Below are 14,166 nucleotides of genomic sequence, written 5' to 3' on the forward strand. Positions count from 1 at the left end.
TGTTGCCCGGGACGCGCATCGCGCGCCCTTGTCTCGTTATGGACCTTGCCGTGCCTGTTTCCGATGCAATGCGGATCAGGCCGGAAGGCGTTTATATGGACGGGTCCGATAGCAGGCCGCAACCGCTTTTCGTACTCGTCCGATGTGGAAAAGAAGTATAGGGATGCGCGTTTTCAGCGCCTATTTATCTTTGTGCAAGCCGGGTTTCACAAGCGATAGAGTGGCCGTGAAAGGCGTATTACCCACCTACGGGTTTACCTGCATCGCTGCCAAAGGCGCCCGCGTCTGGTAATTGGGGATGATGCGCAGATGCGGCTCGTCGGGCAATTGCACATAACGGCCTAGGCCATCCGGCGTAAGGGCCCCCACGTCCATGCGGGCCAGCGCGACGCCGTTGGCATCGTCGATGGCGATGCGCAAGACGGGCGGGTTCAAACCATAGGATTCGTCGGCATGCGGGGCCAGAATGCGGTCGCTGCGCGCGTGCGAGAACAAGGTCAGGAAGTCGGCAACGTCGAAGTCGGCAGCGGCTGGGGTTGCAAGCCAGCCTTGCGCGCCGCGTTGCAGCATCAACGTCCGCGGCGATGTCTGCACCGACGTCTGCGCAGGGATCAGCAAGGTAACGCGGGCCGCTTGATCCGCATTCCAGGCATACAGGCGCGCGGGCTTGCCGCTATCGTCATGCAGATGCGTGTGGCCGCTGTGCGTGGCGGGCGACTCCATGGCCTCGTGCCACTGCCACGCCGACAGCACCACCCCGGCCGCCAGCAACATCGGCCATGCGATGCGACGTCCCAGGTGAAGGCGCGCGGCGTTCACCGCCGCCTCCACCACAGCAGCAGGCCCGTCATCAAGGCCAGCAGTGGCAAGACAACAGTGCTGGTCCAGAACACCGTGCGCATCTGGCGGTTGGTCAGTTCAACGCGGCGGTTTTCGTAATGGCGTGGGCGGATCGTCAGCAAGGCGTCTTCGCCGGCCAGCAGCGTGACGGCGCTGGTGAAGAGCGCGCCGTTGCCCAGCGTGGCGAAATGGCGGTTGGTCGCAAAGTCGCTATCGCCCGCCACCAACAGGGTGGGCCGCGCTGATCCGTCCGTACTCGCTGCCTGCGCGTTGCGCGTGGCCAGCGCCATCAAGGTATGCCGCGTGCCGGCTTGACCCGGCAGGTGCGCCTGCGCGGACGTCTGCGCCAAGGGAATCACGGTCACGCCCGGGGGCAGGCTGTCGCCCGCGGGCTCCAGCACGGCCGCGCCAGGAAAAAAGCTTAAGGGCAAACCGCGCGTCATCTTGTGGCGGGTGTAGTCGCTGACGGCGGGGCTGCCGGCGTCGTTGCGGTAATGACTGCCCGGGTCCGCCAGCGCGCCCGCCGGCCGTGCAATACCGAAGTCGGCCAGCAAGGCATCCAGGCCGTGCTGCGTGTCAGGTTCCAGCAGCAGCAAGGTCTTGCCGCCGTTTGCCGTCCAGCGGCGCAGCGCCTGCGCGTCGTCCGCGCCGAAGGGCGTGCGTGGGCCAGTCGCCACCACCACAGCGCAGGCCGGCAGCGCTTGCGCCAGGCTGCCCGCGTTTACGGCGCGGGTGCCAAAGCCCAGCGTCTGCAAGGCATTGCGCGCCATCGCCATGCCGTGCTGCTCATGCACTTCGACGCGCGCCACCAGGTTTTCGTCGTCGCCGTGGTCTTCCAGATCGTCCAGCGACGTCAGGCTGTCCAGCATGGCTTCGCGATGCCCTTGCGTGAAGCACACCGTCTGCGCGCCCTGCTGGCTAATGCGGATCAGCGCGTTGGTGAAATCGGTTTCGGTGCCGCCGTTGATCGTCATCTTGCGGGTGTCGGCGGCCAGCACCGCGCTGCCCGCGAACTGGATGCCGGCCTCGCGCGCCTCGGCCGGGCGCAGCGCCGGGTCCACGCCGCGCACGCGAATCAGCGGGTTGGCATGTTCGTACTGGCGCAGCAGTTCCAGCGCATCCACCATGCTTTTGTTGCGCAGGTCGTAGAACCAGGCCACGTCCACCGGCTGCTTGATCTGGCGCGCCACGTCCAGGCTTTCTGGCGACAGGCTGTAGAGCCGTTGCGCAGTCAGGTCCCACCGGCCCAGATGGCGGGATGCCCACAGGTTCAGCGCCAGCAGCAAGGCCGCTACCGCCAATACCGGCAGCCATAGCCACAGCCGTCTGCCCGCGCGGCGCAAGCCGGGGTGGCCGTTCATCGCAGCCTCCAGCGCTTCAGGTTGACGGCCGCGATCATCAACGCCAGCACCGCCACGCTGGCCAGCGTTACCGTGGCGGGGCCTGGCAGCACGCCACGGATAAAGTCCACATGCTGCGCCGACAGGGACAGCGCCTGGAAAAACGGCGACAAGGCCGGAAAGGCATCCAGCGCGGCCGGGTAGTCCATGAACCACAGCAACACCAGGATGCCCCAGGTGGCGCTGGCCGCCACGATCTGGTTCGAGCAGGAGCTGGACACGGCAATGCCTATCGCCAAAAACAGCGCGCCGTAGAGGAACACGCCGATGTATCCGCCCACGATGGGGCCGTAGTCAGGCTGCCCGTACCATGCCAGCGGCAACACGGCGGCGCTTGTGCCCGCCAGCATCAAGGCCAGCACAGTCAAGCCAGCGGCGTACTTGGCCAGCACCAGCGTCGCGTCCGACAAGGGCAAGGTCAGCAGCAATTCCAGCGTGCCCTGCCGCGCCTCTTCCGCGAACGCACGCATGCTGACCAGTGGCATCACCAGGATCAGCAGGATCGTCATGTTGTGAAACGCCGTCACCATTTGCCCGGTGCTGACGAAGAACAGATTGAAGCTGAACAGATAGCCCGACAGCGCCCAGAACACGGCCACCACCACCAGCGCGACGGGTGATCCGAAGTCGGTGCGCAGTTCTTTTCGGTACAAGGCAAGAAAGCCGTTCATGCGCGCCTCCGCAACACCGGATCCCACGACACCGGATCATTTGGCGCCAGCGCCGCCAGCAAACGGGTTTCGACGGCATCGTGCAAGGACAGCACGGCGCGCACCTGGGCATGCGCCAGCACAATGCGCAGCACCTGGTCGCATACGGTGCCCGGCGGTTCGCCCTTGCCGGCCGTGTCCCAACTGATGCGCCACTTGCTCAACGCCGCGTCCAGCACCGTGGCGTCCACCGCTTGCACGCCTGGGCACGCCGACAAGGCGGCATGCAAGGCAGCGTGGCCCGCTGTGGGCAAGGCCAGTTGCAATTGCAGCGCCGACTGCGCCTGGCCCAAGGCTGCGTCTTCCACCAGATGGCCTTGGCGCAGGATGACGATGCGGGTGCACAAGGCTTCCACCTCTTGCATGAGATGGCTGCTGAACACCACCGCGCGCCCTTCGGCGCAGCGGCGGATCATGGCGCGCGCTTCCACGATCTGCACCGGGTCCAGGCCGTTGGTGGCTTCGTCCAGCAGCAGCACGGGCGGATCATTCAGCACAGCTTGCGCCAGCCCCACCCGTTGCCGCTGGCCCTTGGACAGGCGGCCGATGGCGCTGCGGGCAACGGCTTGCAAGTCGAAACCGTCGATGGCGCGTTCAATGGCCTGGCGCCGCGCGCGTGCCCCGCCGGCCACCTTCACGCCCGCGCCGAACTCCAGGTATTGCATGACCGTCAGCGCGTCGTACAGCGGCGCGCGTTCGGGCAGGTAGCCGATGTCAGCATTGCCACGGCCCGGCGCGGGCTCCCGCCCGCGCACCGTGACGCGGCCGCTGTCAGGCGTGTAAAACCCCGCCATCAGGCGCAGGGTGGTGGTCTTGCCGCTGCCGTTCGGCCCCAACAGGCCCACGATTTCCCCGGGCGCCACGGACAGGCTCAGGGAATGCAGGACCTGGCGGGGCCCGAACGACTTGCAGACCTGGTGCAACGCAACAGCCGGCTGCATGGGATGCCTTGGGTCGAGGTTGCGGGGTCGGGATTGCGGGGTCGGGTTTGCGCGGATCGATGCCGGGGCCAGCGCCTTAGTCAAAAACCTTGGTCTTGGCGTTCTGCGCGTGCTGCTCGGCGTCGTGGCTATACCAAAGCTGGCCCTGGCGCGCGTCGCGTATCTGCTTGAGCCGGTCAATCGCCTGCATCGACGCCGCCGTGTTCCAGGTAATGCCCGGGATGACGCCGGCCTCGTTCTCGGCGGTGTAGATGGCGTCCGCCGCCAGCAGCACCGTGCCGGTGTTCTTCAGTTTCACCTGCAATGACTGGTGCCCCTGCGTATGGCCCTTGGTGTCCAGCAGCACAATGGTGCCGTCGCCGAACAGGTCGAAGTCACCTTCCACCTGGATGAAGTCGTAGTCGCGCGTGGTGTCGAAGTCTTTCATGACATAGGCGGCGCGCTGGAATTTCTCGGGCCACCAGGCGGCGCTTAGCTCGGCCTTTTGCACCACGTGCTTGGCCTTGGGGAACATCTTGATGTTGCCGGCGTGGTCCAGGTGGAAGTGCGAATACACCACGTACTTCACGTCGCTGACGTCAAAGCCCGCGGCCTTCAACTGGCGGTCGATGACTTCGTCGCGGCCCTGGATGGAATTGAAGGCGCCGCACAGGCCCTGGCCCCAATAATTGGCGCAGTTGCCGTCGGCAGTGGCCTGGTTCATGCCGGTGTCGAACAGGACCAACCCGCGCGGGTGCTGGATCACGTAGGCGGGCACGGGGATCTTGATCTTGGTGCCCACATCGACCATGGCGGTCATGAAGCCTTTGTCCAGCTCAATCTTGCCCACGGACAGCTGCATCAGCTTGATGTCGGGCGGCGCGTCGGCGGCCTGCGCCCCCGCCCCTGCCATCATCGCCATCACGCCCACCGCACTTGCGATCTTCTTCCAGCTCTTGCTCATTGTCGTCTCCTCGGACCAACAGGGATGACCGCCACCACGTGGCAACGGTCGATAGCAAGCCGCCCGGTGTGTCCCGGGTTTTTTCAATAGGATTTTGCTGTGCGGGGTTGAAGGCGCGGCGGATCAGTTCGCCGGCCAGGACGGCATCTGACGGCCGTTTTCTCTGTTGCGCACTCTGACGCAGCGCCGCGCGGCTGCCAATTAAGGATTTATTAAGCTGGGCTTCACGGCGGCTGAACGGGTAGCAACCCTAAGGCGGATGCGACAAGGCATCCGGCCGGCGCCAGTCAAAGACGCTTGGCGCCAGCCGGATGCAGCGGGAGCGATGCGCGATCAGCCCGGGTGGCGGGCCTGCAATTCAGCGAACGACATCAGCGAACCCGCCAGCGCGCTGGCCATCACGGTGGGCGGACTGCCCAGCCACACGCTGCCCGGCCCCGAACGGCCGGGAAAGTTGCGGTTGATGGCGCTGATCGTCACCTGCCCGGCGTCCGTGGAGGATCCCGGCCCGCAATTGGCGCAGGCCCCGCATGAGGGTTGCAGAATGCGCGCGCCCACGGCTGCAAAGGTGCGGTCGTACCCTTGCGCCACGCAGTAGTCGCGCACGGCCGTGGTGCCGTATTGCAGATACAACGTGACCCCGTCGGGCAGGCGCAGCCCGCGTTGCACCGCCCAGGCCAGCACCTGGTGATAGGCGTCGAAGTCCTCGCGCTTGCCGGCCGTGCACGAGCCGCCGTAGGCGATGTCGATGCGCGGGCGCGTGACCAGGGTGGATAGCGCCACGCCGTTGCCCGGGTCGCCCGGCGCGGCCACCATCGGCGAAAGCTGCGTAGCGTCCACGCGCAAGGTGGCGGCGTAGTCGGCGTCGGGGTCGCTGTGCATCCAGGGCTCGATCGCCACGTCCACGCCACGGCGTTCGCGCAGGAAGCGCACCGTCTCGGCATCCGGCGCAACGATGCCCGTCAGGCCGCCCAGTTCGGCCGTCATGTTCGTCAAGGTAGCGCGTTCATCGACGGACATGGCCGTGACGGCATCACCGGTAAATTCAAACACCTTGCCCACGCCGGCGCCCGCGCGGATCTCGGGCAAGGCCAGCAAGTGCAGCACCACGTCCTTGGCCGTCACGCCCGGCGGCAAGGCACCCGTCAGTTCCACGCGCAGCGATGCGGGCAGCGTCAGGCGCACGGCGCCCGTGACGAAGGCGTTGGCCATGTCGGTGGTGCCAACGCCAAACGCCACGCATCCCAGCGCGCCACTATGTGGCGTATGCGAATCGGTGCCCACCACGACCTGACCGGGCAGCGCGTAATGTTCGGCCATCATCGCGTGGGAAATGCCGGCGACGTTGTTGCCCCCATCGCGCGCGGCTTCCAGTTCGGTCAGGGTGCGGTGATGCCGCAGCCCGTAGGCGTCGACAAAGTCCCGCTGCGCCTGGCACATCACGCGCACGTTGGGCACGATGCCGGCCTTGACGTGGTTGGGGCTTTCGTCGACATACGACGTGTGGTCTTCAAACACCACGATGCGCGCGGGGTCCACCAACCGCAGCGGGCGTCCGAAACGCGCGTGCAGCATGTGCGCGGCCATGCCGGTGTAGTACTCATGGATGAAGCGCCAGTCGGCGCGGAGGAACACGCCCGCGCCTTGCTGTGCGTCGCTGGACGTGACCGGCGTGGCCAGCACATGGCGCTGGATGATTTTTTCGAACAGCGTGCGTGGCGCGGCGGCAGTGTCCGTTGCGAGTTGCGTCGGCGCGTCCCCCGGCGCAACGTCTTGCAGATGTGCGGGATCATCGCCCGCCGCCACCTCTTGCAGATGCGCCTGTCCAAAGGCCGGCAAGCCGCCCGCTCGCACGATGGCGGCGGCCAGGTCATCGCGGTCCGCCACAATCTCGTCCACCGTGATGACGTCCCCGCGTTCAAGACGCGCGACCAGGCCCAGATCGGTGCTGGTGTACAGCCCGATGTTGTCGGCGTTCTGGCGGTAGATACGTTCAAAGCTCTCCGCAATCACCAGCCGCACGCCCGCCGATTTCTCGGCCATGGGGCTGTGTTCGCGCGACGAACCCTTGCCGTAGCGCTTGCCCGCCACGACCACATTGATGCCCGCGCGCTGGATGGCGTCGACGCCAATCGGTTGAACATTCGCCACCCGCAGGCCGGTGTACGGATAGCGCCCCAGCTTGTCGTCAAAGTGCGTCAGGATGGGCACCGGCGTGATCTCGTCGGTGGAGATATCGTCGCGCAACGGCGCGGCGGTTGACGCCGGAATGACAGCGCCTTGCAACTGCGCGGCGATACACGCCGGGTCTTGCGACAAGAACAACAGGTGAGGCGCGGCGTCCAGCACACAGCATGATGTGGAAGATGAAACCGTCATGGCTTTCCGTGGATGATTCGAGGACTCGTTCGGCGATGATCCGGTGGCTATTCAGCCGTTACCGCGGCGGCCTTGACCAGCGCCTGGCTCTTGGTGATTTCGGCGTTCAGCGTCTGCACTGCGGTTTCGGTGCTGCTGCCCTGCGACACGAAACCCTGTGGCGTCAGCGTCTTCAGCACGGCGGAATCCGCCATGGTCCGCTGCGTGGCGGCTTGCAGGGTGCGCACGATGTCGGGGGGCAATTTGGCCGGGCCGATCAGCGAAATCCACGCATCGTAGGCGTACCCCTTGACGCCGGATTCATCCAGGGTCGGCACATCAGGCAAGGCCGCCACGCGCTCGGGCGTGCTGACGGCCAGCGCGTGCAGCTTGCCGGCCTGAACCTGCGCCAGCACGGACGGCACGGCCAGGAACGCCACCTGGATCTGACCCGACATCACGTCCGTGATCAGCGCATTGCCGCCCCGGTACGGGATATGCATCATGTTCACGCCCGCCTTGGACTTGAACAGCTCGCCCGCCAGATGCAGCACGCTGCCGTTGCCGGAAGACCCGTAGTTGATCTTGCCGGGCTGCGCGCGTGCGGCGGCCAGCAGGTCGCCCACGCTGCGGTACGGCGAATTCTCGGCCACGACCATGACCAGCGGCGTGGTGCCGATGACCGATATCGGCGTGATGTCCTTGACCGAGTCGTACGGCATGCTCTTGTACAGGCTGGGGTTGATGGCATGGTTGGACGACACGATGGCCAGCGTGTAGCCGTCCGGCTTGGCGGATACCAACTGCCGCGTGCCGGGTATGCCGGCCGCACCCGCCAGGTTTTCCACAATCAGCGGCTGCGACAGGGTCTTGCCCAGGTGCTCGGCCACCACGCGGGCGACCACGTCGGCGGTGGAGCCCGGCGAGGTCGGCACGATCAGGCGGATGGGGCGGTCGGGGTAGCCGGCCGCTTGGGCGTAGGCCGTGGGCAGCATGGCGGCAAGCGCCAGCGTACAGCCGGCCAGGAATCTGGTGGTGAGGGTCATGATGTCTCCGTATCGTCGCAGCGGGGTCTGATTGCCCCGGCTTGGGTCCGCGCCCCAGGGTCAGGTCAAGGACGCGGTTTGACTATAAGGAGCGGCGAGCGATTGCCGAAGTGTCGTCTGGGCAGGCCAGCCATCGCAAACCGAGATGTCTGCTCAGCCTTGCTGGGCCAGGAACTTGACCAGGGTTGCGGCCGTTGCCGACAACTGCTGTTCACCGGGGAAGACGATGCACAGCTGGCGCCGCGCCCAGTCGTCAGATAGCGGCCGCACCACCACGTCCAGCGATTGAAGATAGAGTTCCGCCACTTGCTGCGGCATCACGGCAATACCTAGACCCGCGTGCGTCATGCGGCACAGCGCGTCCAGGCTGGCCACGCGGATTTTCACGGACAGCGTCGCGCCGATGGCGCGGGCCTGGGCCGCCAGCAATTGCGTCAGCGCGCTGTGTTCGCCCAGGCCGACAAAGGTTTCACCGGCGATGTCCTGCAAGCTCAGTTGCCGCGCGGTGGCGCGGGGATGGTGGGACGGCAGCATCACCGCAAGCCGGTCGCGCCGGTAGGGCAGTTGTTCCAGCCCTTGCGCCCCCGCAATGCGGTTGCAGATGCCGAAGTCAAACGCACGTTCGCGCACCAGTCGCAGCACATCAGGGCTGTGCTGCTCTTCCAGGTCGATGTCCACTTCCGGAAACAGGCGCTGAAACGCCGCCACGTCTTCGGGCAGGAACTGCACGATGGCCGACAGGTTGGCCACCACGCGCACGCTGCCCTTCACACCCGCATAAAAGCGCGACAGCTCGGCGCCCATGGATTCAACGTCGCCAATGATCTGCTGCGCGTGGCGCAACACCGTCTGGCCGGCAGGCGTGACCGAGACGCCGCGCGTGTGGCGCTCGATCAGCGGCAGGCCAATCAACGATTCCAGCTCGGCGATGCGGCGGCTGACCGCCGAGGGCGCGATGAATTCGCGTTCGGCCGCCCGCGCAATGCTGTTTTCCTGGCACACGGCCACAAACAGGCGAAGCGAGGTCAGGTCAAGTTTGCGTAGCAGGTTTTCCATGGCCGGAGATGGGCGAAAGCTAATGCGGCACGATCCGCATTGACGGGGGATCGTACACCAGGCGATCCCCCGCGTTCGCCCCTTAAGCCGCCAGCGACCCCGCCCGCGGATGGCGATAACGTTCCAGCAAACCCGCCTGACGCTCGCGTGCCGCCGCCACGCTTTTCTCCTTGACGTGCCCATAGCCCCGAATCGAATCGGGCAGCGTCGCCAGATCCAGCGCCGCGTCGCGATTGGCGGACGTCAACGTGCGCGAGAACTCGTCGGCCAAGGCCAGGTAGTCCGCCGCCAATTGCCGTTCCATGCGGCGTTCGTCGGTCTTGCCGAACACATCCAACCACGAACCACGCACCCGCTTCATCGGCGCCAACAGCTTGAAGGCCAGGCCCATCCACGCCCCGAAGGCACGCTTTTGCAAGCGCCCCTGCGCATCGCGCCGCGCGAAGGCGGGCGGCGCCAGGTAGTAACGCACGCGATAGTCACGACCCGGTTCACCTTCGAACTGCGCTTGCAGCTTGGCCTTGAACGCCGGATCCGTGTACAGGCGCGCTACCTCGTACTCGTCCTTGTAGGTCATCAGCTTGGCCAGGTATTGCGCCACCGCGCGGGTCACCTCGCCGCGCTGGCCGTCGGGCAAGGCGGCCTCACGCGCGCGCACGGCCTTCACTGCCGCCACATAACGCGCGGCATAGGCCTCATCCTGATACGCGCGCACATGCGCGGCCAACCGCTGGATCAGGCCATCCAGCGATTCGGGCAGCGCCATCACTTGCGCAGGCTTGGCCGGACGTAGCGCATCGATACCACGATGCGCGGCCTGCCGGCCCAGTTCGAACGCGGCCAGGTTCTTTTCCACCGATACGCCGTTGATCTCGATGGCACGACGCAAGCTGTCGCGACCCAACGGCAGCCCGCCGCGTTGCCATGCGTAGCCCAGCAACAAGGGGTTGGCGTAGATGGTGTCGCCCAACAAGGCTTCGGCCAGTGGCCCGGCATCCAGGAATTCGCAATTGCCGCCCGTGCTTTTCGCGACGGCGGCTTCGGCTTGCGCCCCCGGAAAGCGCCATGATGGCTGCGACAGGAACGCCGCCGTGGGCGCGGCGGCGCTGTTGACCACCGCGCGGCCGTGGTCCGGGCGCAAGCGCGACAGCACTTCAGGGGAGGCGGACACCAAGGCATCGCAGCCGATGACCAGATCCGCTTCGCCCAAGGCCACGCGGGTGGCGTGCAGGTCTTCAGGGCGGTTGGCCAATTGCACATGGCTGAGCACGGCGCCGCCCTTTTGCGCCAGGCCCGCCATATCCAAGACGGTGACGCCCTTGCCCTCGATGTGGGCGGCCGCCCCCAGCAGCGCGCCCACCGTCACCACGCCCGTGCCGCCCACGCCCGCGATCACCACGCGGTACGCGGCGCCCGGGGCAATGTGCGCGGGGTCCGGCAACGGCGCGTCTGGCATGGCCGACGCACCGCCGGCCACCGTGGGTTTGCGCAGCACCGCGCCTTCGGCCGTCACGAAGCTGGGACAGAACCCTTCCACGCACGAAAAATCCTTGTTGCACGACGATTGGTTGATGCGCCGCTTGGTGCCCATCGGCGTGTCCAAGGGTTCCACCGACAGGCAGTTGGACTTGACCGAGCAGTCGCCACAGCCTTCGCACACGGCGTCGTTGATGAAGGCGCGGCGCAGCGGGTCGGGATAGTCGCCGCGCTTTCTGCGACGGCGCTTCTCGGTGGCGCAAGTCTGGTCGTAGATCAGCACCGTGGTGCCTTCGATATCCCGCAGCGCGCGCTGCACGTCGTCAAGCGCCTTGCGGTGGTGCACGTCAATGGAAGCCGGCAGTGCGGCCGCACCGGTGTATTTGTCTGGCTCGTCGGTCACCACCACCGTCTTCACCACGCCTTCGGCCTGCATCTGCGCGGCAATCTGCGGCACGGTCAGCACGCCGTCCACCGGCTGCCCGCCGGTCATGGCAACGGCGTCGTTATACAGAATCTTGTACGTGATGCTGGCGCGCGCCGCGACCGCCGCGCGGATGGCCAGCAGGCCCGAATGAAAATACGTGCCGTCGCCCAGGTTGGCGAAGATGTGGCGTTCACTGGTGAAGTCCTTCTGCCCCAGCCATGCCACGCCCTCGCCGCCCATCTGGCTGAAGGTGTCGGTGTTGCGGTCCATCCACATCGCCATGTAGTGGCAGCCGATGCCCGCCACCGCCCGCGAGCCTTCCGGCACGCGCGTGGACGTATTGTGCGGACAGCCCGAACAGAACCACGGCTTGCGTTCTTCCACCAGCGTGGGGCGGGCGGCTTCGCGTTCCTTGGCGTCGATCACGGCCAGGCGCGCCGCGATGCGGGCGCGCAGCGCATCGGACAAATCGGCCTTGTCCAGGCGCGCGGCGATGGCGCGCGCGATCAGCGCGGGCGACAGTTCATAGCGCGCTGGCAACAGCCAGTTGCCGCGCGGCGAGGACCATTCGCCGCCGCCGTGCTCACGTTCATCGAACTTTCCGAACACACGTGGGCGCACGTCGTCGCGCCAGTTGTACAGCTCTTCCTTCAGCGCATATTCCAGTATCTGGCGCTTTTCCTCGACCACCAGAATTTCCTTCAGGCCGGTCGCGAACTCGCGCGCATCGCGCGCGTCCAGCGGCCAGATGCAGCCCACCTTCAGCACGCGGATGCCGGCTTCCTGACAGGCGGCGTCATCCAGCCCCAGATCGTTGAGCGCCTGGCGCACATCCAGATAAGCCTTGCCCGCCGTCATGATGCCGAAGTGCGCGCGCGGCGAATCGATCACCACGCGGTTCAGCTTGTTGGCACGCACGTAGGCAAGCGCCGCATACCACTTGTGGTCCAGTAGCCGCGCCTCTTGCGCCAGCGGCGAATCCGGCCAGCGGATATTCAGCCCGCCTTCGGGCAGGGCATCTTCGGGCAGCACGATGCGTACGCGGTCGGGGTTGACGTCCACCGACGCGCTGGATTCCACCACATCGGTCACGCATTTCATGGCCACCCACAGGCCGGTGTAGCGGCTCATTGCCCAGCCGTGCAGACCGTAATCCAGGTATTCCTGCACATTGGACGGATACAGCACGGGGATGCCGCTGGCGATCAGCACGTGTTCGGATTGATGCGCCACCGACGAGGACTTGGCGGCGTGATCATCGCCCGCCAGCATCAGCACCCCGCCGTGCTCGGCCGAGCCGGCCGAGTTGGCATGCTTGAGCACATCCACCGACCGGTCCACCCCGGGACCCTTGCCGTACCACATGCCAAACACGCCATCGCGCGTGGCGCCCGGAAACAGGTTGACCTGCTGCGTGCCCCAGACGGCGGTGGCGGCAAGGTCTTCGTTCACCCCAGGTTGAAACACCACGTCGTGCGCGGCCAGGTGCTGCTTGGCTTTCCACAAGGCCTGGTCCAGCCCGCCCAGCGGCGACCCCCGGTAACCCGAGATATAGCCGCCAGTGTTCAAGCCCGCCTGCTGGTCGCGCAGCTTCTGCATCAAGGGCAGGCGCACCAGCGCCTGGGTGCCGCTGAGATAAACGCGGCCAGTGTCCTGCGTGTACTTGTCTTGTAGCGACAGGCCATGGGTGTTGGCCGCGCCCGGGGGTAAAGGGGCATTCACGCGCTTGTCTCCTGCGGGTTGCTGGGGTTTTTTGAGTGTTTTTCGCAGTGTAGGAAGCGCGCTGGCTATCGTATATTCATAGTTTCAGGTAGCAGGTATTCGAAAAACAGATGGCTAATGACGTCACCTTGCGGCAGCTTCGGTACTTCGCGGCGGCCGCCCGCACGGGCCGGTTTTCCATGGCAGCCACCGACGAGCACGTCTCGCAATCGGCCGTCACCAACGCCGTGCTGGCGCTGGAGGCGCAGTTGGGTGTGCGCCTGTTCGACCGTCACCCGCACGGGGTGACGCTGACGCCGGAAGGCCACAACTTTCATCGGCGCACGCAAGACATCCTGGATTCACTGGATGACGCCATCCGCGAACCCGGCTTCCAGAGTTATGCCCTGCGCGGATCGGTGCGCATCGCGGCCTCGTATACGGTGCTGGGCTACTTCCTGCCCGACCTGCTTGCCCGCTTCCGCCGCCGCTACCCCGACGTGACGCTGGACCTGATGGACATGGACCGGCCGGACATCGAAGCGGCCGTGGCCAGCGGCGATGTCGAGCTGGGCATTGCGTTGCTGTCCAACGTGGAAAAGCGCGATCGCTTCGCGCATCAGGTGCTGGTCCGTTCGCGGCGGCAGTTGTGGACGGCGTCGGGCCACCCCTTGCTGAAAGCGTCCGCGCCGTCCTTGGCCGACATCGCCCGCTATCCCTACATCCTGCTGGAAGTGGATGAAGGCGAACGATCCATGTTGGGCTACTGGCGCACGCACGGCTTGACGCCCGACATCGCGCTGCGCACGCGGTCGATGGAGGCACTACGCGGTCTGGTGGCGCACGGCTTCGGCGTGACCGTGCTGTCGGACATGGTGTACCGGCCCTGGTCGCTGGAAGGCCGCAAGATCGAAGCCGTGCCGATCACCGACGCGGTGCCGCCCATGGAAGCCGGCCTGCTGTGGCACCCGCGCGCGGCCATGGCCAAGCCCGCGGCGGCGTTCCGGCAGTTCATGATGGTGGCCTGCGGGGTGTGAGCGCCAAGCCCCGGCCGAACGGGGCTTTCGAACGCGAGGGCACATCGCGCGCCAAGCCCTTCGACGAAATCAGCTTGCGCCTGTTCACCGTGCACGAAAACGAATTGCGCATGGTGCTGGACGGCCTGGCGATAGGCAACGCGCAACGCCGTGGCTACCGCAACCTGATCGCGCGCTACCGCATCCCGACGGCGCTGCGCTCGATGGACCGCGACACCACTGGATAACCAC

General features: G+C 66.2%; 11 protein-coding genes. 2 read left to right on the forward strand and 9 right to left on the reverse strand.

What is annotated here, in order from left to right; translation table 11 throughout:
* Positions 1 to 246 precede the first annotated feature (246 nt).
* The 9 genes from P8T11_RS16080 to P8T11_RS16120 all read right to left on the reverse strand — a co-directional run bounded on the left by P8T11_RS16080 (position 247) and on the right by P8T11_RS16120 (position 12,919).
* Complete coding sequence (locus P8T11_RS16080; RefSeq protein WP_268081022.1) at positions 247 to 819, reverse strand: electron transporter SenC; 573 nt, start codon at positions 817 to 819, stop codon at positions 247 to 249.
* Positions 816 to 2,201, reverse strand: coding sequence for a GldG family protein (locus P8T11_RS16085; RefSeq protein WP_268081021.1), 1,386 nt, complete (start codon positions 2,199 to 2,201; stop codon positions 816 to 818). Before P8T11_RS16085 ends, P8T11_RS16080 begins: the two co-directional genes overlap by 4 nt.
* Positions 2,198 to 2,911, reverse strand: coding sequence for an ABC transporter permease (locus P8T11_RS16090; RefSeq protein WP_268081020.1), 714 nt, complete (start codon positions 2,909 to 2,911; stop codon positions 2,198 to 2,200). Before P8T11_RS16090 ends, P8T11_RS16085 begins: the two co-directional genes overlap by 4 nt.
* The gene (locus tag P8T11_RS16095; RefSeq protein WP_268081019.1) at positions 2,908 to 3,891 is read right to left on the reverse strand and encodes an ABC transporter ATP-binding protein; all 984 of its coding nucleotides are present in this window, start codon (positions 3,889 to 3,891) and stop codon (positions 2,908 to 2,910) included. The genes P8T11_RS16090 and P8T11_RS16095 overlap by 4 nt, the downstream gene beginning before the upstream one ends.
* Positions 3,892 to 3,967: 76 nt before the next feature.
* On the reverse strand, positions 3,968 to 4,834 hold the full coding sequence (locus P8T11_RS16100) for an N-acyl homoserine lactonase family protein (RefSeq protein ID WP_268081018.1): 867 nt from the start codon (positions 4,832 to 4,834) through the stop codon (positions 3,968 to 3,970).
* 333 nt (positions 4,835 to 5,167) lie between these two features.
* On the reverse strand, positions 5,168 to 7,213 hold the full coding sequence (locus tag P8T11_RS16105; protein WP_268081017.1) for an aconitase family protein: 2,046 nt from the start codon (positions 7,211 to 7,213) through the stop codon (positions 5,168 to 5,170).
* Positions 7,214 to 7,260: 47 nt separating this feature from the next.
* Positions 7,261 to 8,238 (reverse strand): Bug family tripartite tricarboxylate transporter substrate binding protein, encoded by a 978-nt coding sequence (locus tag P8T11_RS16110; RefSeq protein WP_268081016.1) that lies wholly within the window; start codon positions 8,236 to 8,238, stop codon positions 7,261 to 7,263.
* 153 nt (positions 8,239 to 8,391) lie between these two features.
* Positions 8,392 to 9,294: a LysR substrate-binding domain-containing protein gene (locus tag P8T11_RS16115; RefSeq protein WP_268081015.1), complete on the reverse strand. Its 903-nt coding sequence runs from the start codon at positions 9,292 to 9,294 to the stop codon at positions 8,392 to 8,394.
* 82 nt (positions 9,295 to 9,376) lie between these two features.
* Positions 9,377 to 12,919, reverse strand: coding sequence for an indolepyruvate ferredoxin oxidoreductase family protein (locus P8T11_RS16120; protein WP_268081014.1), 3,543 nt, complete (start codon positions 12,917 to 12,919; stop codon positions 9,377 to 9,379).
* A 110-nt stretch (positions 12,920 to 13,029) separates the two neighbouring features.
* Between P8T11_RS16120 and P8T11_RS16125 the strand changes: the two genes are divergently transcribed.
* Complete coding sequence (locus P8T11_RS16125; RefSeq protein ID WP_268081013.1) at positions 13,030 to 13,935, forward strand: LysR substrate-binding domain-containing protein; 906 nt, start codon at positions 13,030 to 13,032, stop codon at positions 13,933 to 13,935.
* Positions 13,932 to 14,162: a hypothetical protein gene (locus P8T11_RS16130; RefSeq protein ID WP_268081012.1), complete on the forward strand. Its 231-nt coding sequence runs from the start codon at positions 13,932 to 13,934 to the stop codon at positions 14,160 to 14,162. Before P8T11_RS16125 ends, P8T11_RS16130 begins: the two co-directional genes overlap by 4 nt.
* The last annotated feature ends 4 nt before the right edge of the window (positions 14,163 to 14,166 follow it).

Origin of the sequence: Achromobacter spanius, assembly GCF_029637605.1 — a bacterium.
In the GTDB taxonomy this organism is placed as follows: Bacteria; Pseudomonadota; Gammaproteobacteria; order Burkholderiales; family Burkholderiaceae_B; genus Achromobacter; species Achromobacter spanius_E.